The organism is Lactonifactor longoviformis DSM 17459 (assembly GCF_900129135.1).
GTDB lineage: Bacteria > Bacillota > Clostridia > Lachnospirales > Lachnospiraceae > Lactonifactor > Lactonifactor longoviformis.
On sequence record NZ_FQVI01000004.1, the window covers coordinates 62,842 to 86,931 of the forward strand.

General features: G+C 45.4%; 25 protein-coding genes. 4 read left to right on the forward strand and 21 right to left on the reverse strand.

Annotated features, from left to right (window positions below; all coding sequences use genetic code 11):
• Positions 1 to 26: 26 nt before the first annotated feature.
• Genes mnmA through BUA56_RS06035 form a run of 4 tightly spaced genes read right to left on the reverse strand, consistent with a single transcriptional unit; the run spans position 27 to position 3,253 of the window.
• Complete coding sequence (gene mnmA, locus BUA56_RS06020; protein ID WP_072849918.1) at positions 27 to 1,112, reverse strand: tRNA 2-thiouridine(34) synthase MnmA; 1,086 nt, start codon at positions 1,110 to 1,112, stop codon at positions 27 to 29.
• Positions 1,112 to 1,549 carry a Fe-S cluster assembly scaffold protein NifU gene (gene nifU, locus BUA56_RS06025; RefSeq protein ID WP_072849919.1) on the reverse strand — a complete coding sequence of 146 codons (438 nt, stop codon included), beginning with the start codon at positions 1,547 to 1,549 and terminating at the stop codon, positions 1,112 to 1,114. The genes mnmA and nifU overlap by 1 nt, the downstream gene beginning before the upstream one ends.
• 35 nt (positions 1,550 to 1,584) lie before the next feature.
• Positions 1,585 to 2,781, reverse strand: coding sequence for a cysteine desulfurase NifS (gene nifS / locus BUA56_RS06030; protein ID WP_072849921.1), 1,197 nt, complete (start codon positions 2,779 to 2,781; stop codon positions 1,585 to 1,587).
• Positions 2,782 to 2,794: 13 nt separating this feature from the next.
• Positions 2,795 to 3,253, reverse strand: coding sequence for an RrF2 family transcriptional regulator (locus BUA56_RS06035; RefSeq protein ID WP_072849932.1), 459 nt, complete (start codon positions 3,251 to 3,253; stop codon positions 2,795 to 2,797).
• Between the two features lie 166 nt (positions 3,254 to 3,419).
• On the opposite strand from BUA56_RS06035, the gene BUA56_RS06040 reads away from it, so the two are divergent.
• Complete coding sequence (locus tag BUA56_RS06040; RefSeq protein WP_072849935.1) at positions 3,420 to 4,739, forward strand: putative polysaccharide biosynthesis protein; 1,320 nt, start codon at positions 3,420 to 3,422, stop codon at positions 4,737 to 4,739.
• 59 nt (positions 4,740 to 4,798) lie between these two features.
• Entirely contained in the window at positions 4,799 to 5,830 is a 1,032-nt protein-coding gene (locus BUA56_RS06045; RefSeq protein ID WP_072849937.1) for a 3-deoxy-7-phosphoheptulonate synthase, read from the forward strand.
• Positions 5,831 to 6,718: 888 nt separating this feature from the next.
• Here BUA56_RS06045 and BUA56_RS06050 read toward each other — a convergent pair.
• A complete protein-coding gene (locus tag BUA56_RS06050; protein WP_072849939.1) occupies positions 6,719 to 8,221 on the reverse strand; it encodes a PucR family transcriptional regulator in 1,503 nt (500 codons plus the stop codon).
• A gap of 200 nt (positions 8,222 to 8,421) precedes the next feature.
• On the opposite strand from BUA56_RS06050, the gene BUA56_RS06055 reads away from it, so the two are divergent.
• A complete protein-coding gene (locus BUA56_RS06055) occupies positions 8,422 to 9,657 on the forward strand; it encodes a uroporphyrinogen decarboxylase family protein (RefSeq protein WP_072849941.1) in 1,236 nt (411 codons plus the stop codon).
• Positions 9,658 to 9,700: 43 nt separating this feature from the next.
• On the opposite strand, the gene xerD is transcribed toward BUA56_RS06055, so the two are convergent.
• From xerD to BUA56_RS06080, 5 genes are all read right to left on the reverse strand, one after another.
• The gene (gene xerD, locus BUA56_RS06060; RefSeq protein ID WP_072849943.1) at positions 9,701 to 10,591 is read right to left on the reverse strand and encodes a site-specific tyrosine recombinase XerD; all 891 of its coding nucleotides are present in this window, start codon (positions 10,589 to 10,591) and stop codon (positions 9,701 to 9,703) included.
• 231 nt (positions 10,592 to 10,822) lie between these two features.
• Positions 10,823 to 11,413, reverse strand: coding sequence for a stage II sporulation protein M (locus BUA56_RS06065; protein ID WP_084067698.1), 591 nt, complete (start codon positions 11,411 to 11,413; stop codon positions 10,823 to 10,825).
• Between the two features lie 63 nt (positions 11,414 to 11,476).
• A complete protein-coding gene (locus tag BUA56_RS06070) occupies positions 11,477 to 11,704 on the reverse strand; it encodes a DUF3006 domain-containing protein (RefSeq protein WP_072849945.1) in 228 nt (75 codons plus the stop codon).
• Between the two features lie 17 nt (positions 11,705 to 11,721).
• Entirely contained in the window at positions 11,722 to 12,897 is a 1,176-nt protein-coding gene (locus tag BUA56_RS06075) for a ComEC/Rec2 family competence protein (RefSeq protein ID WP_072849947.1), read from the reverse strand.
• A gap of 96 nt (positions 12,898 to 12,993) precedes the next feature.
• Positions 12,994 to 13,491 carry a hypothetical protein gene (locus BUA56_RS06080; protein ID WP_072849950.1) on the reverse strand — a complete coding sequence of 166 codons (498 nt, stop codon included), beginning with the start codon at positions 13,489 to 13,491 and terminating at the stop codon, positions 12,994 to 12,996.
• A 241-nt stretch (positions 13,492 to 13,732) separates the two neighbouring features.
• On the opposite strand from BUA56_RS06080, the gene BUA56_RS06085 reads away from it, so the two are divergent.
• On the forward strand, positions 13,733 to 13,927 hold the full coding sequence (locus BUA56_RS06085; protein ID WP_072849953.1) for a hypothetical protein: 195 nt from the start codon (positions 13,733 to 13,735) through the stop codon (positions 13,925 to 13,927).
• A 53-nt stretch (positions 13,928 to 13,980) separates the two neighbouring features.
• Here the strand turns inward: BUA56_RS06085 and BUA56_RS06090 are convergent, their stop codons facing one another.
• The 11 genes from BUA56_RS06090 to BUA56_RS06140 form a co-directional block, all read right to left on the reverse strand.
• Positions 13,981 to 14,196 (reverse strand): hypothetical protein, encoded by a 216-nt coding sequence (locus BUA56_RS06090; RefSeq protein WP_072849955.1) that lies wholly within the window; start codon positions 14,194 to 14,196, stop codon positions 13,981 to 13,983.
• Positions 14,197 to 14,391: 195 nt separating this feature from the next.
• The gene (gene rny, locus BUA56_RS06095) at positions 14,392 to 15,954 is read right to left on the reverse strand and encodes a ribonuclease Y (protein WP_084067701.1); all 1,563 of its coding nucleotides are present in this window, start codon (positions 15,952 to 15,954) and stop codon (positions 14,392 to 14,394) included.
• A 115-nt stretch (positions 15,955 to 16,069) separates the two neighbouring features.
• Entirely contained in the window at positions 16,070 to 16,672 is a 603-nt protein-coding gene (locus tag BUA56_RS06100; RefSeq protein WP_072849957.1) for a regulatory protein RecX, read from the reverse strand.
• Positions 16,669 to 17,724, reverse strand: a complete 1,056-nt coding sequence (gene recA / locus BUA56_RS06105) for a recombinase RecA (RefSeq protein ID WP_072849959.1) — start codon at positions 17,722 to 17,724, stop codon at positions 16,669 to 16,671. The genes BUA56_RS06100 and recA overlap by 4 nt, the downstream gene beginning before the upstream one ends.
• 228 nt (positions 17,725 to 17,952) lie before the next feature.
• Positions 17,953 to 19,407 (reverse strand): WD40/YVTN/BNR-like repeat-containing protein, encoded by a 1,455-nt coding sequence (locus BUA56_RS06110; RefSeq protein WP_072849961.1) that lies wholly within the window; start codon positions 19,405 to 19,407, stop codon positions 17,953 to 17,955.
• 12 nt (positions 19,408 to 19,419) lie between these two features.
• Positions 19,420 to 20,598 carry a YcxB family protein gene (locus tag BUA56_RS06115; protein ID WP_072849963.1) on the reverse strand — a complete coding sequence of 393 codons (1,179 nt, stop codon included), beginning with the start codon at positions 20,596 to 20,598 and terminating at the stop codon, positions 19,420 to 19,422.
• Positions 20,599 to 20,739: 141 nt separating this feature from the next.
• Positions 20,740 to 21,378, reverse strand: a complete 639-nt coding sequence (locus tag BUA56_RS06120; protein WP_072849965.1) for a VTC domain-containing protein — start codon at positions 21,376 to 21,378, stop codon at positions 20,740 to 20,742.
• 182 nt (positions 21,379 to 21,560) lie between these two features.
• A complete protein-coding gene (locus BUA56_RS06125) occupies positions 21,561 to 22,316 on the reverse strand; it encodes an acyl-CoA dehydratase activase (RefSeq protein WP_072849967.1) in 756 nt (251 codons plus the stop codon).
• 10 nt (positions 22,317 to 22,326) lie between these two features.
• Positions 22,327 to 23,478, reverse strand: coding sequence for a double-cubane-cluster-containing anaerobic reductase (locus BUA56_RS06130; RefSeq protein ID WP_072849969.1), 1,152 nt, complete (start codon positions 23,476 to 23,478; stop codon positions 22,327 to 22,329).
• A gap of 154 nt (positions 23,479 to 23,632) precedes the next feature.
• Positions 23,633 to 23,890, reverse strand: coding sequence for a spore coat protein (locus BUA56_RS06135; protein WP_072849971.1), 258 nt, complete (start codon positions 23,888 to 23,890; stop codon positions 23,633 to 23,635).
• An 11-nt stretch (positions 23,891 to 23,901) separates the two neighbouring features.
• Positions 23,902 to 24,087 (reverse strand): hypothetical protein, encoded by a 186-nt coding sequence (locus BUA56_RS06140; RefSeq protein WP_072849973.1) that lies wholly within the window; start codon positions 24,085 to 24,087, stop codon positions 23,902 to 23,904.
• Between the last annotated feature and the right edge of the window lie 3 nt (positions 24,088 to 24,090).

Sequence of the window (24,090 nt, forward strand, 5' to 3'; positions counted from 1 at the left end):
GTTTTCAGGTTAAAAAACCACTCTTTTTATCGGCAAATTGTTCCTCCTCCTGCCACATATTCATTCTCATAAAACACAACCGCCTGCCCTGGTGTGATCGCCCTCTGAGGGGTGGAAAAGGAACAGGTAATCTCATCCCTGCCTGTTCTTCGGATGATACAGGGAGACCCTTTATGGTTATAGCGAATCTTAGCTGTCACTTCCTTTTCCTCACCGGTCTTCAGATCCTCCATAGCCATGAAATTCAGGTTACAGCAAGTCAGCCGGCTGGCAAAGACCTCCTCGTGGTCCCCTATCACTACCTCGTTGGTGTCCGGCCGTATCTCCAGGACAAAGACGGGATGTCCCATGGAAAGGTTCAGTCCTTTTCTCTGTCCGATGGTATAGTGGGTAATTCCTCTGTGGCGGCCTACCACCTCGCCCGAACTTGTGACAAAATTACCTTCCTCAATTTTTCTCTCTGTATTGTCTTCAATGAACTTGGCATAATCATTGTCCGGAACAAAGCAAATCTCCTGGCTGTCCGGCTTATGAGCCACCGGAAGCTCCAGCTGCTTGGCCATCTCCCGAATCTCCTCTTTGGTATATGCCCCGACCGGCATCAGGGTCCGGGACAGCTGTTCCTGTGTCAAATTATACAAGGCGTACGTCTGGTCTTTTGCAGCTGTCGCTGAGGTCTTCAGGGTATATCTTCCGTTATCCAGCCTGGCAATCTGGGCATAGTGGCCTGTGGCAATATAGTCGGCGCCGATTTCAAGGCTTCTTTTCAAGAGGGATTCCCACTTCACATACCGGTTGCAGGCAATGCATGGGTTGGGAGTTCTCCCCCGCAGGTATTCAGCCACGAAATAATCCATGACCTTATCCTTGAATTCTGCTTTAAAATTCATGACATAGTACGGAATATCCAGGACCTGAGCCACCCTTCGGGCGTCATCCACAGCACTTAAGCCGCAGCAGCCTCCGTTTTCCTCCAGTGCGGTTTCCTCTTCATCCTGCCAGATCTGCATGGTTACCCCAATCACCTCATAACCCTGCTCTTTCAGAAGCCAGGCAGCCACAGAAGAGTCCACCCCTCCTGACATGCCCACCACCACTTTTTTTCTGTTCATTAATACTCTTCCTCTTCTTCCTCCTCAGAAATATCCGTTTTCGGTTTTTCCAATCCCTCGATTTTTATATGTTTTTTTTCTGCATAATCCCAGAGAGCTGCATGAATGGCTTCTTCTGCCAGCAGGGAACAGTGTACTTTTACAGGGGGAAGACCGTCAAGAGCCTCCATTACTGCTTTATTCGTAACCTCCAATGCCTCCTGAACAGTTTTTCCCTTCACCAGCTCTGTGGCCATGCTGCTGGTGGCCACTGCAGCCCCGCAGCCGAACGTTTTGAATTTACATTCATTGATAACCCCTTTATCATCAATATCCAGATACATTCTCATAATATCTCCGCACTTTGCATTCCCCACAGTGCCTACACCGCTGGCATTTTCAATTTCTCCTACGTTTCTGGGATGTTCGAAATGGTCCATTACTTTTTCACTATACATATTATTTTCCTCCGTTATTTCATCATTATTTTATCTCATTTCCCGGATGCTTTTGCCAGTTTTTTCATATGATCTTCATATAAAGGCGACATACTTCTCAACCGGGCTACAATTTCTTTGATTTTTTCTATTACAAAGTCCGCATCTTCCTTTGTTGTCTCCTCACTTAACGTCAGTCTAAGGGAGCCATGGGCAATTTCGTGAGGCAGCCCTATGGCAAGAAGCACATGGGACGGATCCAGGGAACCTGAGGTACAGGCAGAACCGCTGGACGCTGCAATTCCCTCCATATCCAGCATAATCAGAAGGGACTCCCCTTCTATAAACTGAAAACTGATATTTATATTATTTGGCAGACGTTTTTTCGGATCTCCGTTCAGACGGGTATAGGGCACTTCTTCCAGAATCCTGCGTATCATGTAATCCCGGAGTTCTGCTTCTTTTCCGGTCCTCTCTTCCATTGTCTCTGCGGCCCGCGCGGCGGCTACGCCGTATCCCACAATGCCCGGTACGTTTTCGGTTCCGGCCCTTCGTTTTCTCTCCTGGGCACCTCCATGGATGAAAGAACGTATCTTAACCCCCTTGCGGATATAGAGGAATCCTATTCCTTTGGGTCCGTTAATCTTATGGGCACTGGAGCTTAACATGTCAATGTTCAGTGCATCTACATCTATAGGCACCTGTCCGAATGCCTGTACCGCATCTGTGTGAAAAAGAATTCCATGCTCCCTGGCAAGCATTCCAATCTCCCGGACCGGCTGAATGGAACCAATTTCATTGTTGGCAAACATAATGGAAATCAGTATAGTCTCCGGAGTTATCGCTTTCTCCAGTTCTTCCATCTTTACAATACCGTTCTGATCCACATCCAGATATGTGATTTTGGCTCCCCGTTTCTCCAGATACTCGCAGGTGTGCAGTATGGCATGATGTTCAATCTTTGTGGTTATGATATGATTGCCTTTGCTGCTGTAAGCTTCAAACGCCGCTTTTAACGCCCAGTTATCCGATTCGCTTCCTCCGGCTGTAAAATAGATATCCCTGGAATTGGCCCCCAAAACCTTGGCTATCTGTTCTCTTGCTTCTGTAATAGCCTCTTTGCTTCTTCCCGCAATTTCATAAATGCTGGAAGGATTTCCATAATTCTCCGAGAAGTAAGGCAGCATTGCCTCTACTACTTCCGGTGCCGTCTTTGTTGTTGCTGCATTATCCAAATATATCATTTTTCCCATTGTCCCATCTCTCCTAATTCTCACATATTTGAGCGCTTACCTGCCCTTTGTCCCGAATCTTCCGGCTTTCCTCTACCAGCTGATCCAGCATGATTGTATCTACCGCATCTTTAATACTGTCATTAATTCTCTGCCACACATACCTGGTGACACAAAGATCGGCACCCTCACAGGAACTGTTTTCCTGATTGCCCGGACAGGTGACTGCCTCCAGATTTCCTTCCAAAGCCCTTAAAACATCGCCTACCGAGATTTCTTCTGCAGGCTTTGCCAGCATATAACCGCCCTGAGCGCCTCTCACACTGCTCACCAGCCCGGCCTTTCTAAGTTTTCCAACCAGCTGTTCCAGATAACTGTAGGATATGCTCTGACGGTCCGCTATGCTTTGAATGGATACAGCCTCGTTCTCACTGTATAAAGCAAGATCAATCAAAGCCCGGAGACCATACCTCCCTTTCGTAGATAGTTTCATTTGTACACCCTCTTTTTAATTTCTGCTTTAAATCATACTTATTTAATTCCTACTTATTTAATTCCGATTGTTTTACTCTGATTTCAATTGTAGATTAGCACGATTCCCAGGTTCTGTCAAGATACTTTAAGGAATATATTTATGAAAAGAAGATAGGTCGTCATCTATGAACAATAAACAATTCCTGCTGCGAGGCACAATCATTCTTACACTCACCGGTTTTTTAAGCCGGATCATAGGATTCTTCTATAGAATATTCTTATCTCAGACAATTGGTGCAGAGGGAATGGGAATCTATCAGCTGATTTTCCCCATTCACTCTATTTGTTTTGCGGTGGCTGTAGGCGGTATCCAAACCGCCATCTCTCGTTTTGTCGCTGCCAGAATAGCTCTGAAGGATGAACAGGGTGCCAGAGATATATTCTTTATAGGTACATTTCTCTCTGTGCTTCTGTCTCTTTTTATGTCCTGGCTTGTGTATCACAACAGCTCCTTTATCGCCGTCCGGCTTCTGGGGGAGGAGAGATGTGTCTCTCTGCTGCAGCTTATGGCTTTAAGTGTCCCCTTTGGCACCTTCCACTCCTGTGTGAACGGATATTACTACGCCAGAAAAAGTACAGGGATTCCTGCAGCCACACAGCTGCTGGAACAGTGTGCCCGTGTAGCGGCATCCTACCTGTTTTATCTGGTTCTTCTTAGGGACGGGCGGGCTCTCACGCCAATGATAGCCGTCATCGGTATCCTTGGAGGAGAACTTGTCTCCATGCTTGCTGCTGTTCTTTTTATCCTCTGGGATTTCAACAAAGCATCGTACCAGCTTTCAAAAATGACAGTGCCTTTTCACCATTTAAAAGAGATTGTCACGCTTGCTGTCCCCCTCACAGGAAACCGGCTGCTGATCAATCTCCTCAACAGTGTAGAGTCGATCTTAATCCCCGGAAGACTTCGGATTTTTGGTCTGGACAATACGTCAGCCCTGAGCATTTACGGTATTCTTACGGGTATGTCACTCCCTCTGATTCTGTTTCCTTCCGCCATCACAAATTCTGTTTCTGTAATGCTTCTGCCGGCAATTGCAGAAGAACAGGCGAAAGAAAATCATGCAGCCATCAGTAAAACCATAGGGATGACCATAAAGTACTGTCTGATTCTAGGGTTTGCCTCCACTGGATTTTTCTTTTTCCTGGGGGATACCCTTGGCATACTTCTGTTTAAAAATGAATTTGCGGGGACATTTATCAAAACCTTATCCTTTATCTGTCCCTGCCTTTACCTCTCCACTACCCTGACCAGTGTCCTAAATGGATTGGGAAATACCACTCTTTCCTTTATCCAAAATACCATCGGGCTGGTCATCCGCATCCTTTTTGTCCTATTTGTTATTCCGATCTACGGAATCCAGGGATATTTATGGGGGCTGCTGGTAAGTGAACTTGCCATATCCGGATTAAGTCTTTTCTTTTTGCGGAAATATATCGACATTTGAATTTGAATGTATTATAATCGTTTTGGCGATATTGTATACGCACAAAGGAGAATATATCTATGAGTTTTGAATTTATAAAAAAGCTCCCCACCCCCAATGAGATCAGGGAGCAATACCCAATGACGGAAAAAATGGCTCAGATAAAAGCACAGAGAGATGATAAGATCCGCAGGATAATCACCGGTGAATCCGATAAATTTCTGGTGATCATAGGTCCCTGTTCTGCAGACAATGAGGATGCCGTCTGCGATTATACCTCCCGTCTGGCTAAAGTGCAGGAAAAGGTAGCCGACAGAGTAGTTATCGTTCCCCGCATCTATACCAACAAGCCCCGTACTACTGGAGAAGGCTACAAGGGCATGGTACATCAGCCCGATCCGGGGGCAAAACCCGATATGCTGGCCGGTATCCTGGCTATCCGGAGAATGCATATGCGTTCCATAGAGGAAACAGGCCTGACCTCAGCAGATGAGATGCTCTATCCGGAAAACTGGCGCTATCTGTCAGACATCCTCTCCTACGTGGCCATCGGCGCCCGATCCGTGGAGGATCAGCAGCACCGACTTACAGTCAGCGGCATGGACGTACCTGCCGGAATGAAAAATCCAACCAGCGGGGACTATTCTGTGATGCTTAATTCTGTTGTGGCAGCACAGCACGGACACGATTTCATCTACCGGGGCTGGGAAGTAAAAACCTCCGGCAATCCTCTGGCGCACACGATCCTGAGAGGTTCTGTAAACAAACACGGAAATGCGATTCCCAACTACCACTATGAGGATCTTCAGCTGCTTCTGGAAATGTACGGGGAAAGGGATCTCCAGTACCCGGCTGCCATTGTAGATGCCAACCATTCAAATTCCAATAAGAAGTACGAACAGCAGATACGTATTGTAAAAGAGGTTCTTCACAGCAGAAAATCTTCTGCCGATATTAAAAATCTTGTAAAGGGCGTTATGATCGAAAGCTACATTGAACCAGGCTGCCAGAAAATCGGAAAAGACCAGGTGTACGGAAAATCCATTACCGATCCCTGCTTGGGATGGGAAGAGTCTGAGAGACTGATTGAGGATATTGCGGAATTGTGTTAAATGATAGTTTTGTGTATGTGAAGTTCGGAGTTATATAATCGGGGAGCGATGTGTTGCAGACGGACGGTCAAGGGAGGAGGTCTTGGGGCCAGGGGTATTGGGTGGATCTGCTTGCTGCTGCGTTTCTCCTTAGCTAACTGCCTGGCCGTTCACTAAGAAGCTCAGGAAAGCCTTCGCTCCTAAGTGACCGCCGGCAGTGGATCTTCGGACGCACTCCGCAGTCTGCGCAGTTCCACCCAATACCCCTGGCCCCAAGACCTCCTCCCTTGACCTGGCAGTGACTCACTTCACATTCACGGAAAACAGGCGGGAAGGTCGAGAGTTATACATTTTCATCTTATTTAGTACTATTATTGGCTCGATTTTTTGGATAAACAACTAAACCCGTTTCAATTATTTAATACACTTTGTCTGGCAATATTATATCTTTATTTTATCTGTCAATTCTACGTGGAATATGACATTCCCCTTCTGATAAATCTCCCCCCTGGAACTCCCCATACCCAGGTGAGAGGAATCCTGCGGCGGCGGGCGGACTAGGTTGGGCGGGAGGGAGGCTTAAGTTTCGCGGACGGTTCCGCAGGAGTGATTAGAGAGTCTTAGGCAAAACCGGGATTCTTGCTGGAGATTTTTTCGGCAGTCCAGGCCGAAAAAAAGTGAGCATGGGCAGAGAATGCACATCAAGCATTCTTTGCACATACGAACGGTGCTCCGGCGGGGATTCCGGTTTTGTCTTAGACTCTCTTCGCGACGGAGGTGTCCCCGGAACTTAAGCCTCCCTCCCGTCCGGGCCAGCCAGCTCGCTGCCGCGGGATTCCTCTCACCGTCCCCCTGCCACCTCATACCTTCCGACTTAGATCACCTTGAGCCGTAGTCCAAGTCACACTGTTAAATCCCAATTAGATACCTGACAATATAAAAAGAAACCCCCAATCTCACCCGAGTCTGATAATCATCCAAGTCCACCCCCGTAAGATACTTCAGTCTGGCAATCCGGTACAATAAAGTGTTTCTGTGAATATATAATTCTTCTGCCGCCGCCCCAATATTTCTCTCATTCCTGATATACACCTCTAACGTACGGCAATATTCTGTATGATGTTCCCGATCATAGTCCAGAAGCCGGAACACTGTTTTGTCGCACACCATCTTCATATCTACATTCTTCTGACCCATAAACAGAAGATGAAGTACCGCGTAATGCCGGTAGCTCACAAAAGGCTTCTTCAGCAGTTCTCTCCCCATGTCTAAACAGATAAGGGCCTGTCTGTAATAGACCGCCGAACGGTAGAACCCATCGAATTCATCACTGAGTCCTGCATATCCTCCATTTCTTTCAATAAATTCCTCCAACAGCTTTTCCAGCTTCTCAATTCCTTTTGCTCCTTCAAGGGAAAAAATAGTTACAATTTCTCCGTCCATAATAACCGGCTTGCTGCTGTGCATGTTTTCTAATTCTGCGCACATAACCTCTGTCTGGATCTCATCTTCCTCTTCCGGAAGATAACGCATAACACAGTACTTCCCTTCCATATCCCACATCAGAGGTGCAAGCTGTCTGTGTATCTCCTCTTTTTCTCTGAGAGTTCCGCTTACTACATGATGGATAAAGTTTTCATAATCTTTTCCTCTGGAGATCGAATACTTCATATCTTTTTCAAGCGCCAGAAGCACCAGTCTGCCCAGGTGATCTGCATAGGCAACATCCCCGGGGGTAATTTTCTTAAAATATCCTACGATAAATAAATGCCCCCGTATCTTTCCTTCCCAACGAAGATTATAGTTGATAAAGGGGTTGTTAAAGCTGTCCAGATGAAAGATTACAGCTTTTTCATAAGAATCCATCAACCGGATTTCGTCCGCCCTCCGCATCTGATCCAATATATCGTAGGATAGATATCCATAGGTGACAAGATGCTTCCAGATAGCGCTGATTTCAGATAACACCGGCGCCTGGTCAATAGCCAGTACCTTAAAACTGGAATCCACCAGGTACGCAGGATTCCCCATGATTTTGGAAAAGAGCTGCATCATCTCCTGAAGCCCTTTCTGTCCATAAATCAATTCTTTCAGCTGCTCCTCCCACTGGTTCATTTCCTCAAGTACATCCTGAGCCTGGTTAAATATGTAACTTACCTCCTCTCCTTCTGATAGCTGAAAAGCAAAAAAGCCGGGGTTCCCCTCCAGTTTACAAACCAGAGCTGCGGTTCCCCTCTCATATTCTGCCCTTTTGGGGATAGCAGGGCCAATATATAAATAATCCTTTTTCAGTCTCTCTGTGTGTTCTGAGAGAAAGCGAATCCCTTTAACCAGTAATGTCCGGGGACAGACGGGATGACTCTCTGTCTGAAGATTCATCCGATCCAAAAGTGTAATCAGAGGCAGATCCATAACTTTTTCCTTTCCTTTTCTATTGTATATTATATACAAACACCATAAAGTCAAATTCATATTATATAGACAATTTTTCAGTCTACTTTTTGATGATATAATTATTGTAACACAAAGCAATGGATTTTAGGAGTATAAAAAATCAAAACAGCAGAGAGAACTTATGCAAAACCTACAATATAATATTAAGGAGGTATATCATGAACAAAGATGAATTAAGGGCTGAAAGAGAAAAGAGAGTGGATACCGCGGTTGCACTTCAGGAGGGCGATCGGGTACCTTTTGTCCCAAAGATGAGCGGCTTTTATATGTATGGGTATGGCATTTCTTTTTATGATGCTATGAAGGATGCACGCAACATGGAGCCTGGATTCCGGAATTTTATGCGTGAATATGAACCGGATGCCGTAAATATCGGCGGTATCTACTCCATGGATGCCCTGGAGGCCCTGGGAACTAATTATCTGCGATGGCCGGGTCCAACCCACGGTCTCTCACTGGATTCCTCCTTTCAGCACCTGGATGAAACTTATCTGCAGGATGAAGAATATGAGGAATTTATCCAGGATCCCACGCACACAACAATTACGAAACTTTTGCCCCGAAAGCACAAAAATCTGAAAGGACTTAGCCGTCTCTATTTGAGGGAAGTATACGATGCGGGATTTTTTGCCGATCTTAGTGTATTCTCAGATCCTGAAGTGCAGGATGCCCTGCAGGCTCTCATGGAGGCTGGAAAAGCATCTCGGGAGAGGGCAGCGCAGATGGAAAAAGTGAGAAGCTGGATTGGGGAGGAAGGATTCTCTACCTACTGTCAGGGTACGTTTTTTATTCCGTTTGATGCATTTGCAGACAGTATACGCGGGATTATCCGCACCACTATGGATATCATAGAATTTCCTGACGAATTAGAGCGTGCGGTCAATAAGATAACCGAGATGAACGTGGAACGTCTGGTAAAAATCTACAAATCCAGAGGTGCCAAAAGAATCTTTATGCCGCTGCACTGCGGGGTAGATGAATTTATGAGTGTGGCAAATTACGAAAAATATTATTGGCCCTGTTTGAGGAAGTGTATCATGACCGTAATCGAACATGGAATGACTCCTGTTTGCTTCTGTGAAGGGAATTACAATACTCGTCTGGATACGCTGTGCGATGTGCCCAAGGGTAAAGTTGTCTACATGTTTGAGAAGGTTGATTTGAAGCGTGTAAAAGATACGGTTGGGAAGGTAGCATGTATCTGCGGTACCCTTCCCAATGCTCTGCTGGCATTTGGAACCGCAGATCAGGTGATTGAAGAGACTAAAAGGCAGCTGGATATTCTGGCTCCCCAGGGGGGATTTATCATGGACTGCTCTTTGATGCTTGACAATGCAAAGCACGAAAATATGCATGCCTGGAAAGAGGCCACTTTAAAATACGGACAATACTAAAACAGACAGATGCCCGGCTCACAAGGCCGGGCATCTGTCTGTTTTATTTTCTCGGATGCGCTTTGACATACACATCCCTCATCTTATTCATTCCCATATTCAAATATATCTGCGTTGTGGAAATATCTGCATGACCCATCATCTCCTGGACGCTCTTAATATCCGCCCCATTCTGCAGCAAATGGGCGGCAAAGGAATGGCGGAGCGTGTGAGGCGTAATATCCTGTTCAATCCCCGCTTTTACCGCATAGCTTTTCAGCACTTTCCAAAATCCCTGACGGCTCATGGGCTTTCCGGAACAATTGCAGAATAAAATATCACTTTCATTCCCATCCAGCAAAATATCCCGGTACTTTCCCACATAAGATGTCAGTGCTTTCCTGGCCATGTTTCCAAAGGGGATGATTCTTTCTTTCTCTCCCTCTCCGGAGTTACAGATAATGTATCCCAGATGCAGATTGACATCCTTTACTTCCAGGTGAATCAGCTCGCTGACACGGATGCCTGTGGCGTAGAGCAATTCCAGCATCGCCCGATCACGGATCCCTTTGGGAGTCAACTTATCCGGCTGCTTCAAAAGCAAATCTACCTCTTCCACACTCAGAATCCCCGGTGTCTTCTTCTGAATCTTTGGGGCCTTCAGATGCTCTGCAGGATTCTCCGCCCTTATCCCCTCCAGATACAGATACTGAAAAAAGGCGCGTATAGATGCTACGCTCCTGGATATGGTAGAGGGGGCAAAATGTTCTTTTTCCAGATACATCATATAAGAATTCAGATTTGTTGAAGACACCATGCAGATATCATCTTCTCCCTGACATTCCAGATAATGCACCATCTTTTTTAAATCCCGCTCGTATGAAACCTCCGTATTCCTTGATATGTTTTTGGTATTATGTAAATAAGCTAAAAAATTTTGAATTGCATCGTCCATATGGCGTCTGTCCTTGTCTTGCGTATTATAAAAGCAATTCACCCTTCAATGAATCATAAGAGTATTATAAGCAGAAATCCCAAGAAAATCAAACACAATTTTTACGGAAAAACCGCTTATTTTCAAGGTTTTTTACGTATCCACAACATATCGGATCTGTCTTGGAAGCTTTGCACCATATATAGTAAAATTCCTGCAAAGTCTTTTTTGGAAATATTTACCACATGCAGCCTAGAGCAGCGTTTTCACATATATCAGTACTTTATAATTGACATAACTCTCCATAAAAATGCCGCATAAATAAACAATCCCTATGGCCATCAAAAAGAAAATATAGCTTTGGTAACGCTTTCTTCCGATGCTCTGCCTTTTCCAAAATTTCTGCGACATCTGATATACTATGAAAAAAAAGCTCAGCGTCGCAGGTATATAGAAGAAGCACTGGGGCACGAAACAGGCACTGCCCAGCAGCAATCCTCTGATTCCATATTCCATCAGAAACATGGTCAATAGGCTGCCAGCCAAAAAGCCCAGCCAGAGAAGCCCGCCCACTACCAGGGGCACCCCGAAAAAAGTAACCCCGCCCACTCCATAAAAAAGGAACCAGGCACCTCTGTTCTCCAGAAGTCTGCAAAAATACCTTCCCGCGGAATACTCCGGATCCGCCTGACTCATAAAATACATTCCCAGCAGATTGGAAGGATACTGAAACTCCTTATGCAAAAGATTTGTACCTATAATTCCCAGTATAAAGCCCACCATATATACACAGACAAACACCGTAAAATGCTTTTTGATATCCTGGCTTATCATTATATTCATCGTCACTCACCCTCTTATCAATGTATGTGACGATCACTCCCTTTTATGTCTGGTATCCATGCATTATTTTTTAAGAAGTTTTGAAAACTTGTTTCTGATTTCTTTTTTTCTCTCCTCTGTAGCGCTTTCGTCTCTGTACAGAACTCCTTCCTTCTCCCTGAGCACATCGCCCTCCTTCGGCCGAAAATCCAGAGTATCCAGAGGAATCTCCTCCATCTTTTTCTGTAAAGTTTCACATACTGCAAAAGCTCCTTCAATTCTGTCTACAATCCATTTTTTTTTATCTTCCATCCTTCTTTTCCTCCCTGTTATGGATGACATTTGCCGCAGGGCGTCAGGCCTCTCGCCTCTGCCTCCTTACGCGCAATTTCCCGGGCACTGTTTTTCAGATATTGGCACCCTGTTCTATGGTATTTCTCTCCTGTCTCTGTTATATAGACTATCTCTTCCTCCTCCCCCTGTATTGTATCCGCCGCTTCCTCAGTATCCTTTTGGAGGTTATCCTGATTAACCGGCTCTGTATCCTCGCTGTCTGTTTCTGTCTGCTGAACACCCGCCTCCATGGACCGGGATGGCTCCAGATTCCAGGTAATGCTGCTTCCGTCACTGACTGCGGTAACTGTACCCTGCTCGTCTGTTCGGAACACAGATATTCCTCTGTCGCGGAATGTCTCCAAAACAGACAGATCCGGATGTCCGTACTGATTATCTTGCCCACAGGAAATCACGGCGTATTGAGGCTGTACAGCGTCCAGAAACCTGCTGCTGTTAGATGTATCACTTCCATGGTGCCCTGCCTTTAAAACGTCTGATTTGAGGGTCAGACCGGTACTTAATATATCCTCTTCCGCCTCCTGCTCCCCATCCCCTGTCATAAGGAAACTGTTGCTGCCATATACCAGCCGAATTCCAACCGACCAGTTATTCAGTGTATCTCCATAGTCCTTATTTGGAGACAGGATAGTAAAGCTTCCACCGCCCAGGGTATAGGTATCGCCCGGCCGGGCCAGTGTAATCTCCAATTCCTTCTCTTCAACTGCCTCCAAAACATCTTCAAAGGTCTGGGAAGTGTGTATTTTATCCGGAAGAATCACAGCACCGATAGGTAAAGCCCGGATCACTACATCCAATCCCCCGATATGATCCTCATGGGGGTGGGTCCCGATCACATAATCTAATCTGTCAACGCCCTTTTCTCTGAGAAAAGATACTATGGCATCTCCATCCTCATTTTTGCCGGCATCTACCAGCATATAATGTCCCTCTGCCTGTATGAATATGCAGTCTGCCTGCCCCACATCCAAAAACGTCACCTCCATGGTTCTCTCTGCAGAGGATACTTCCCGTGCAGTATCTTCCCAAACGGCCTCCTCCCCGGAATGCGCACTCTCCTTCGCCTCATTCTGACACCCTGCCATCGTCAGTAGAATCCATAAGATGGCGGCCAGCCATAGGACGGTATATTTTTTCATTTTTCCTGTCATTTTGTGTCCTCTCCTCCTGCACTGTCTATAAAAGCCGGAAGCTGGTTTTCCTGTTCCAGCTTCCGGCTTCCTGGTTTTCCGGCATATACAGATGCCTCAGGCAATATATGCGTCTAAGGCATCTGCCACATACGCAGGCAAGTCTGTTTTTTCTATGTAATGGCATCTCACTGGCTCCCAGTCGAATTCCTTAAGCTCTAAAAGATCTTTTCCGTCCAGAACTGCAATAAAAATCGTCTGTGGCTCATCGCCGCCTCCGTTATAGACAAAAATCTTTTTTGTCTGCCCGGACTTCTGGACTGCCAGCTCTGCGATTAACAGTCCGTTCCTGGTAATAATCTTTAGCCTATCTGCAGCCCCTTCCTGGGGATACATAATCTCTAATGCCCTCTCGTAGGCATGGGATACTTCTGTATCCACCGTGAAGTCATAGGAATGCTTCTTAAAGATCTGTTCTGCCAGCCGGACCCCTTTGGCAAGCATATTGCTGTCCAGTTCCAGCTGTGATTTCAGCTCCTCATTGCGTTCCGTCAGTATCTTCAGCAGCTGTCCGGCATCTATGAAGTCTCCTTCCGTGCCATAGATTGTATTCATTTCATAAATCTCCCTTCAATCGTATATGTGCTGTCACTATTATAGCACCATCAGGTTAGGAAAAAAAGATGAAGATCCCTCCCCGAATGAATTAGATGCTGCATCTGGAAAAGTTCTGCCATTTGATGTATACTTTAATGTGCAGTAACTGTCATTTACCTGTCCAAAGGATGCATCAGCATATACCTTTGGAAGTTCTGCAGACAGCAGCTGCAATTTGATATAACACAAGGAGCCGATGATGGAAGAACATGTACACGATAAGGACAATGAATACACCCTGACATTTGACAGCAAATGTCCTGCAGACGCAAGTAAGGTACTACATACCGTAATCTACAAAAAGGCCACTTGTACCCGTGTGGACGATATCATCCTTCACTTTCACTGCAGCCGGGATTCGAAATGTGTAAAATGCCAGCATAATTATCTGTAAATCAAGGATTTCAAGAGAAAAGAGCCTGATCGACGGGCTCTTTTCTCTTGTGTTTATTCTGCTGCAATTTTATGTAAAGCATCCTCAATTGACAGTCCCTGCTTTTGGATTTCCAGGTACAGAGCAGCCATCTCCTCTTCTTCTTTCTTCTTCTTAAGGTCCTTTAATTCGGCTTTTAAATCTTTTAACTCAGCCTCCTTGTCCGCAATCTGCTGCTCTACAAACTCAATTCTCTGGAGAGTTGTCATGTTTTTTGGTCTTCTTCCCATTGTGGTGTCCTCCTGTAATTTTATATTTCTATCATATAACGTACATCTGCCTATAGCAAGTCAAACTTTTCCTCTTTATATGACAAAACTTCTCTTAAGGCAGACCACGAATAACGTACGCTAAAAAAGCCCTTAAACCGCTGCTTTTCTGCAATATCAACGGTTTAAGGGCTTTGCCACTACAAGTAAGTACCTTTATTTCGCGTAATCAATTACGCGGCTTTCACGAATTACATTTACTTTGATCTGTCCTGGGTATTCCAGTTCAGCCTCTATCTGCTTGGAGATATCTCTGGCAAGCAATACCATATCTGCGTCACTCACATGATCTGGCAATACCATCACTCGAATCTCTCTTCCTGCCTGAATAGCAAAAGATTTGTCCACTCCTTTGAAAGAGTTTGTAATGTCTTCTAATTGTTTCAATCTGTTTGTATATGTTTCTAAAGTCTCTCTTCTGGCTCCTGGTCTTGCAGCGGAAATTGTATCTGCTGCTTGTACAATACAGGCAATCAGGGATTCTGGTTCTTTGTCTCCATGATGGGATTCTACTGCATTGATAACCGTGGGAGATTCTTTATACTTTCTACATAAGTCAGCACCGATCTGAATGTGGGATCCTTCCACTTCATGGTCGATGGATTTTCCAATGTCATGTAACAGGCCGGCACGTTTTGCCATACGGACATCTGTACCGATTTCTCCGGCTAACAGGCCGGATAGCTGAGCTACTTCAATGGAATGCTTTAATGCATTTTGTCCGTAGCTTGACCGGAATTTCATTCGTCCAAGTAAACGAACCAATTCGGGGTGTATACCGTGAACGCCAACTTCCAGTGTCGCTGCTTCTCCTTCTTCGCGCATCATAGTTTCTACTTCCTTCTGCGCCTTTTCTACCATTTCCTCAATTCTAGCCGGATGAATACGTCCGTCTACAATTAATTTTTCCAATGCAATACGTGCTACTTCACGCCTGATCGGATCAAAACCAGATAATACTACTGCTTCCGGAGTATCATCAATAATCAAGTCGACGCCTGTCAGCGTTTCTAATGTACGGATGTTACGTCCCTCTCTACCAATGATTCTTCCCTTCATCTCATCGTTGGGAAGCTGTACTACTGAGATGGTAGATTCTGCTACGTGGTCTGCTGCACATTTTTGTATGGCAGTAACTACATAATCTTTCGCTTTCTTATCTGCTTCTTCTTTTGCCTTGCTTTCCAGTTCCTTATAAAGCTTAGCGGTGTCAATTTTTACTTCATCTTCTACAGATTTCAACAAATATTCTTTTGCTTGTTCGGAGGTTAGGCCTGAGATTCTTTCCAGCTCCTGTACTCCTTGATCATGTAATTCGTCAACTCTCTTTTCTTTCTTCTTTACATCTGCTTCTTTTGTTGCAATTTCAGACTCACGTCTCTCTAACGCATCTGCTTTTTTGTCAATCGCTTCCTCTTTAGACAAAACGCGCTTTTCATACTTCTGTACCTCAGCACGTCTCTCCTTTGTCTCTTTTTCTGCCTCATTTTTCAGCTTCAAGGATTCTTCTTTTGCCTCTAAGAGAGCTTCTCGTTTCTTAGTTTCAGCCGTTTTCAATGCTTCATCTATTATGTTCCTTGCTTTGACCTCTGCTGTCCCAATGGTTTCTGCATCCTTTTCGATCTTTTTCTTAACCGCTACATTTGCAGTAACCGGAATAGCTATAAGCAGCGCGACTAACACAGCAACAATTGCAATGATTACACTTGCACCTGTCACAGGAGCACCTCCTTATTAAGTTTTCATTGTACAAATACAACAGTTCAATTTTATACTGTTTTAACAATTATGTCAAGCTTTCATGCATACTTTTATACAATATAACAATGCCTGCCTATTCCTGCTCTTCCGATAAGACATCCCAGATATCTGAGCTGGAGAATCCCCGTCTTGCAAGGAATCCGTAAAGCCTCAGCTTCTCCTTTTCACTGAGACGTTCCTCCTTTTTCTTCTTTCGAACCAACTCCCGAATCTGCTCTCTGGCTTCGGGCAGCGCCGCCTCCTCTGCCGCCTCAGCAATTAACTCCCTGGCAATCCCTTTATGAGACAGTTCCATGGCAATTCTCCGAAACCCTTTTTTTTCTTTCTGAGATTCTATATACTTTCGGGCATACTGCCTGTCATCGATATATCCATAAGATTTTACATATGCTACAGCTGCCTCTACCACGCATGCGGGATGACCGTCATTCTTTAGTTTTTCACACAATTCTTTTTCTGTCCGATCCATCTTCGTGAGAAGATGCATAGCTCTTAGCTTTGCTCTTTTTTCCAGTACCTCACTGAGGATTTGTCGATACGTATCCTCTTCTATCTCTTCCTGTATCCGGATATGATAATGGGACAGCTCGCCCTTATATAGCATAAAAGCAAGCTGTCCGTCAATCTCAACTTTATATTTCGTCTTGGTTACAGGTTCAATTCCTGTGACTATCATACATCCCTCCCTGTCTCTCCATCGCTGTCAGGTGCCTGTCCTTCCTGCGTCACTTTGGCGGTCAGGCCGTAATGCTCCCTCACCTTCTGTTCCACTTCCTCCATAATCTGAGGGTTCTCCCTCAGATACTGCTTAGCGTTTTCTCTTCCCTGTCCAATCTTGCCGTCACTGTAAGCATACCAGGCACCACTCTTGTTAATAATTCCCACATTGGCTGCCAGATCCAATATATCTCCTTCTCTGGAAATACCCTGTCCGAACATAATATCAAACTCTGCTTCCTTAAACGGAGGCGCAATCTTATTCTTAACCACTTTAATGCGGGTTCTGTTTCCCACAACCTCGCCCCCCTGCTTGAGGGCTTCAATTCTTCTCACATCCAATCGGATAGAGGAGTAAAACTTCAATGCCCGGCCGCCCGTAGTCGTCTCAGGATTGCCGAACATAATCCCTACTTTTTCCCTCAGCTGATTGATAAAAATAACAATACAGTTGGACTTGCTGATGACTCCTGTAAGCTTTCTCAGTGCCTGTGACATCAGCCTGGCCTGAAGTCCCACATGGCTGTCCCCCATATCGCCGTCAATCTCGGCCTTAGGCACCAAAGCTGCCACAGAGTCCACAATTACAATATCCACTGCACCGGAACGCACCATGGTTTCTGTAATCTCCAGCGCCTGTTCTCCGTTATCCGGCTGAGATATGTATAAATTATCAATATCCACACCAATTCTCTTGGCGTAGGCAGGATCCAACGCATGCTCTGCATCAATAAATCCGGCGATTCCTCCTCTTTTCTGTACCTCTGCCACCATATGCAGGGCTACTGTGGTTTTACCGCTGGATTCCGGGCCGTATACCTCTACCACCCTTCCTCTGGGAACGCCGCCCAAACCCAGAGCAATGTCAAGGCTCAGAGAACCTGTGGGGATTGTCTCCACGTTCATATTCACCCCGGAGTCGCCCAGCTTCATAATAGAACCTTTTCCGTACTGCTTCTCTATCTGTCCTATAGCGGCATCCAATGCCTTTAATTTATCCTCTTTAATCATTGTCCGTCTCCTTTTTGCTAACGAACTTATGTTCGTTTTTCAATACTATTATACTACACTTTTTTTTAATTCTTGTCAACCTGTTATTTTCTCAAATCCACTCTTATCAGGACATAGGCATCCCACCTTCTATCTGCTGTTATCCACTGGAATAGTTTGGCTGATTCGCCGGAAAATTTAGAAATGTACGGTATTAAAGTAACATGAAAAAAGGGATAAGTCAAGGGGTTACTGACTTATCCCGTATCCGTCAAACGACCACGTTCTCCCCAGATCCGGGCTGATATAACGGCACATCATTCCGGAAAATGGAGCAGATTCATCCTGGCCCACATACATCACCAGGTGCTCTCCCTCCTGCCACGGCGCCCATGCCATGGAAAAATTAGCAGAGTAATAAGGAACAGGAAGTTCCACCGACATCTGCGTCCAGGAGACTCCTCCGTCCTCCGTGCGGTAAAAGTCCGGGGTTTCATGACTGGTTACTGTGATAAATCCCACAGCATCACTCACAAAATTCACATCCTGTGTGAGAAATGTGCCGTTTTCCGACGGGGAAGCACACTGCTCCCAGGTATCCCCTCCGTCCCGGCTGACCAGTACCTCCTGGTATTCCGAACCCATTGTCTTATCTCCTCCGGTAACTGCGTAGATACAATTTTCAGTGACTGATAGAAAGCTGCGTCTTACGGCAATCCGGTCTGATACCTTTTTTTCCTCCCAGGTTTTTCCCTGATCCCGGGAGAGTATCATAGTTACAGGCTTTCCCTCCTCTCCGCCGTACAAGAAGGCAGTGAGTCCAGGAGAAATAATATAGCTTCCCTGATCCAGAGACGCCGGCACGCCCTGGCTTTCTATATCTGTATGCACAAAGAGATCTTCCATAGTCACAGGAACTGCCGTCCAGCTTTTCCCCTTATCATATGAGACACTGAGCGTCTTCTCCTGAAGCTGATACGATCCTTCTTTTTCTCTTGGAGCAGCGGGCTGGATATAAGGTACCTGGGTGTCTGTCACGCTTCTGGCGTCCTCCGTCTGCACAATCCCTTTCAGTTCATAGATATAATCGGATGCCTGCTCTCCACAGACAGTCAGAGCACACCGAATGACATTCTCCTGCCAGGAAACGCCATACTCCTTGTAACGAGAGGTCTCTGCGTCCGGTACATGCAGATTCACAACAGTTTCCGCCGCAAATGCCCCCCGATCCCCTGCGATGAGCCGGCAGTCCAGGACTTCTGCATAATCTATCCGCTGTTCAGATGTCAGCGCCTCATATGTCCCGTATTGAGCCGTCAGGCCAGTAAAATAGCGATTTATCATTTCCCTGGCTGTATCCCAAAACATGTCAGGATCCGTACAGGGAACCTGATACGGATTATCGGAACATTCTATAGCTGACTCCTCCACCCGCTCGTATTCATCCCTTACCTCCCTCACCAGCCCTTCATTGACAGGGGACATGGCGCCTATGGCCTCCAGTGTCTCCTGAGCAAATGCAGGAGGAAGTAAGTATTTATCAAAATCCCATCCATATGCGGATGTCTGCCCTTCACTCTCCGTTTTTCCAAAAAGCTGATTCGTATCCTTCAGCAGAGCTTCAAAAAACATTGGCTTTTCACAGCCGACGAGTCCCAGGGCAAAAACGGCTATCCCGGCCAGTGCCAGCTTTCTTCCATTCATACATCATTCCCCTTATTTTTTGTATACATATCTTACCGGGGTAATCTCCTCCTGCCTGCCCACACAGTAGACTGAAAGGCTCGGACCCTTAATCTCCCATTCCTCCGGGGAGGGCAGCGAAACTGATCCATCCCTGTCAATAAACCGGAGCCCCGTTTTATCGGATCCCCAATTATAATTGCCTTTGTAGAGCAGTCCGTACTCCTTCTCCTTCCATTGAGACACATCTTCCTCCAGAGGAATTTTCTCCATCATAATTTCAAGGATGGAAAAATCACTGTCCAGGTCATAGGCTGTCCCATCTCCTTCTATGCCTTCCAGGTTTTGTACCCTGACATACAGGCTTTTATCCTTATCCCTGTCATACCATATAAGATAATTCCTGTGGGGTTTGTAATTACCGTCAAATCCATATAAGAACATATCAATAGTATCAATGGTCCCGTCTGCCTGAAATTGTACGGAGTAATTTTTCACTGACAGGTGAGGGGATATTTCAATTCTTCTCCCGATGCGTTCCATCATACCTTCCAGTCTGATCTCATAAATATTATCACTGTCAAGGCTTACCTTGCGCACACTCTTCCACTGTTCTATCTTCCACGACAGCTTACCGTTATAGGAAACTGCCGACTTTCCCACAGCATACATTCCAAAAACTGTAATAAGGCCCCACAGCACAAGAACTGTCCAGCGAAGGCTGACTTTCCGGATATGCTTTTTACTCTCCAGCAGCTGCCTGAGTTCACCTCTCATGGATTCCTGAATCGCTGCTTTCTCTACGGGAATAAACCGCAGATCTGTGAAATACAGAAATACCCACTTTTTATTCTCCTTCAGTCTTTTCAGTTCCTTCCAGGGAATACAATTTTTAACGTCTCCGTCTTTTTCCATAATAAACACTTCAATAGAAGTAAAATAAAGTAAGTCCCCGTAATTTGTCACTTTCCGGTGTATCCGTCTGTCTCCCCGGAATAAGAATTCCACCATAACCCCAATAAAAAACAGCAGAAGCAAAACAAAAAACGGCAGGTTTCTCTTAATCATCCCATATTGCGCCAGCAGAAACGTCACCTGCCAAAAAGCAAAATACGCTAACAGAATCAAGGGATTCCATACATGTTCAAAAAGCAGTTCCTTCCATATAAATTTCCGGTAGTCCTTGTCTGATACAGTATATTTTAAGTGCATAGGCATTCTCCCCCGACGCAGCCATTCAGCCGATTGTAATATAATCTCCTAATATTTGCTATTATAGCATATTTTGTCTGCAAAAAGAAGAAGATGCCAGGGGCTTCCTGCCTCTGACCTCTTCTTCTCTTTTATAAGCTGTTACGCAAATGCAAAATCCTCGGAAACCTGTTCCTGATTCTGTACCATATTGGCGATCATCCGGGGAATTGTCTTATCTCTTCTGTAGCTGATATGTACCTGATGTCCGAAGAGGCAATCCACACGCATCCCCTCTTCCTCAAACAAAGTGACATGTTTTCCTATGATCCGCTGAATTCTTTCATCAAAAACAATTCTGCTGTCCTTTTTAGACTGATATACCTTTCTCTCGTACTCCTTGAGCCCCCCAAGCTCCAGGCCGTTAATCGTCATCTGGCGGTAGAGATCCCGCACAAGAGGATGCTCATGTTCCTGCATCCAGACAATGTTGCCGTCCATAACCGCCTGGCATTCTTCGCGGGTCAGGGTACAGCAATACTTATATACAACGCCGTTCTGGACATTTTTCTTTTCCAGATAGAGAAATTCTTCATGATTTTCTTTTGTCTTTCTGCACAGATAATAGCAGGGAAGCTCTTCGTCACGGGATATGTATCCTTCCACATTGACAAACTCCATTTTGCGAAGGAGCATCCTCTCAAACTTATCAGGTGCCTCTTCCTGTAATGTCTTTTCTATTCTCCGGTAATCGTTTTTTGTTATTCTGCCGTTTTCCTCGTAATAACTCATATACTTCATACCATAACCTCCATATACATTCCCCTGTTGCACCATATGATCCTGACAAATGATTCATTCCATCAGACTTCTGTCAGGGCTGACGCCTGCCATAGTTATACTATACAAAATAATTGTGACAAAGGGATGACCAACTTCTGAAAATCCTATAAACTATATTTTATTTCCATAAAATGGAGGCATTATATAAGTTTTCTGTATCCGATCACTGCTGCACCCAAAGCTCCTGCGTATTGCGCGGCCGGTGATGTATACACCGGGCGGTTCAAATATTGCTCCAACACCTCGGAAAAAATACGAAACCTGGAAAGACCGCCGGAAAAAAAGATATCCCCTTCCAGCTTCAGCCGCTGGGCGAAGATGGCCGTTCGCCGGCAGACAGAATGAATCACTCCCAGGGCAATATCGCCCGGATTTTCTCCTTTGGCAAGGAGACTCACAATCTCGCTTTCGGCAAATACGGTACACATACTGCTGATATTTAACGGCTTGCAGCCTGCTACAAAGTCATCCATTTCGGCAACCGGCCGCTCCAGGGTACGCATCATTACCTCTACAAAACGCCCGGTGCCTGCAGCGCATTTATCATTCATCAAAAAGTCAATTACATTTAAATCCCTATCCAAAAGTATCGCTTTGCTGTCCTGGCCTCCGATATCCACCACTGCTCCAATCCCGGGGTTTAGAAAGGCTGCACCCCTGGCATGGCAGGTAATCTCTGTGACTTTTTTATCTGCCTCTGTCAAAAGTTCTCTGCCATATCCTGTGGTAACCGTATACCCTACGTTCTCACTCCATAAAGCCTCGTAAATCTGCCGTATACTCTGCTGTGGGCAGGCAGTTGTTGGGATCATCTCCATACGCAGAACATTTTTTCCGTCATACAGCACCCCTTTTGTTGTGGTAGAGCCCGAATCTATTCCTAAACTATACAACATATCCGGCTCCCTACAGCATCTCAATAAATGCGGCCATTCTTGTGTTCAGCTGACCAATATCCCCAGTAGAATAATCGGTCTCCAATGACATATAAGGAATCCCATATTGTTCTTTGACATATTTCTTTATTCCCATAGTCTCCACATTATATGTATGGCAGGCCTGAAGCACTACATCCACAACAGCATCCGCCTTGTAATCCTCGATGAGTTCCCCCATGAGGCGGTAGCGGTTGGGATTGGGAGACATACAGGAACAGCCAAGACTCAGATAACGGCTCGCCAGAGCCTGATAGATGTCGGGAGCATCTTCGTCTACCAGGGCTTCTATAGAACGGGCCCCTCCGCAGTTTTCAAATGCAACCACCACGCCGCCGTTATCCTCAATAGCCTTAACCACCTTCATGGCCCCTCCCGCTACCGGCGAACCTGTCACCAATATTCTGGGACGTTTATCCAGACACTTTCCCTCTTTATATTCTGACTCGACTTTCTCACGAATAGCGTTTATTTCACTTACTACCTTTTCTTTGTCAAACTTAAAGGTAGAGCCATACAGAATCTGAAACAAATCCTGCCCTTTCATGGGAGCCGGATCCAGCTTCATCAATTCATAAAAAGCTTTTAAAGCCTTTCGCTCTTCATTTCTCAGGTGTGTTGCCCTGCGGATATCTTCTTCTGTTATGGTTATCCCGAACTTTTCTTCCAGAACCTTCTGAAAACGGATGATTTCATTTTTATACATTTGCAGTCCGTCTTCACTCTGGCTGTTTGGCAGTTCCATCACATGCACCGGCTTAAATTCCCCCAGCTGTTCGTACATCTTTTTCTTTCCGTCACAGGTTGTCTCTCCGACTATCAGGTCTGAAAAATAAAAAAACGGACATTTATCGGTTTTGGCAAATCCATAGCTGGACTTAATTAACGGACATAGATTTCTGGGAAGTTCTTTTTCCGCCTCCGGGATTGTCTCATCTGAGGTGGAGCAAAGTCCTACGACAGCTGCCCCCATAGCTGCCGGAATCTCCTGGGGCAGATAGGTACAGAATACTCCTACCACAGGGACTCCCTGATCCTTCAATTCTTTCACAGCCAAAAAAGAATTCTTTCTCTGCTCCGCAAAATCTTCAAACACCTCTGGCAGCTCTTTGATTAATTCCATGATTACCCTCCTGTATATTCCGGACGCAGATGCCTCCGGTTCCTCTTTTTTCCAGTATATCTTTCCGGCCCCGGAAAGTCTAATTGGGTTTTGAAATAAAAGGAGTCCATTTATAGACTCAATCTATAAATGGACTCCTTTTCATACCTGTTTATTACTGCATCTGCGGCTGTTCGAATAAGGAACGAACATGGGCAACTTCTTCCGGGGTTGCCTTAGAAGCCGGAACGTAGTAAGCTTTCGCTCTTGCAATCTGGTAAATCTCTTCGTGAGACATTTCACACTGATTGCGGATCTGCTTTAATGTCTGTTTTAACTGTGGATTTTCTGTCTGAGAAATCATCTCGCTGTAACGTAATAATTCGCCGTTAATGCCTGCTAAAGTATCGGATACCATTGTTTTTTCTGTCATTTTCTAACCTCCTACCGTAAGAACTGCATCAGCTGTTGCTTAGTTTCCATTGCGGACTGCGCAGATTTTTGAAAAAACTGCTTTACCTGAGGATCCTGAGCCTCATGGGCATAATCCTGCATCTTACAGTGAGTGGTTTCGTATCCACCGATTAAGTGGCGAAGATTCTGAACGTCTAATTCTGATAAATCTGTCATAAC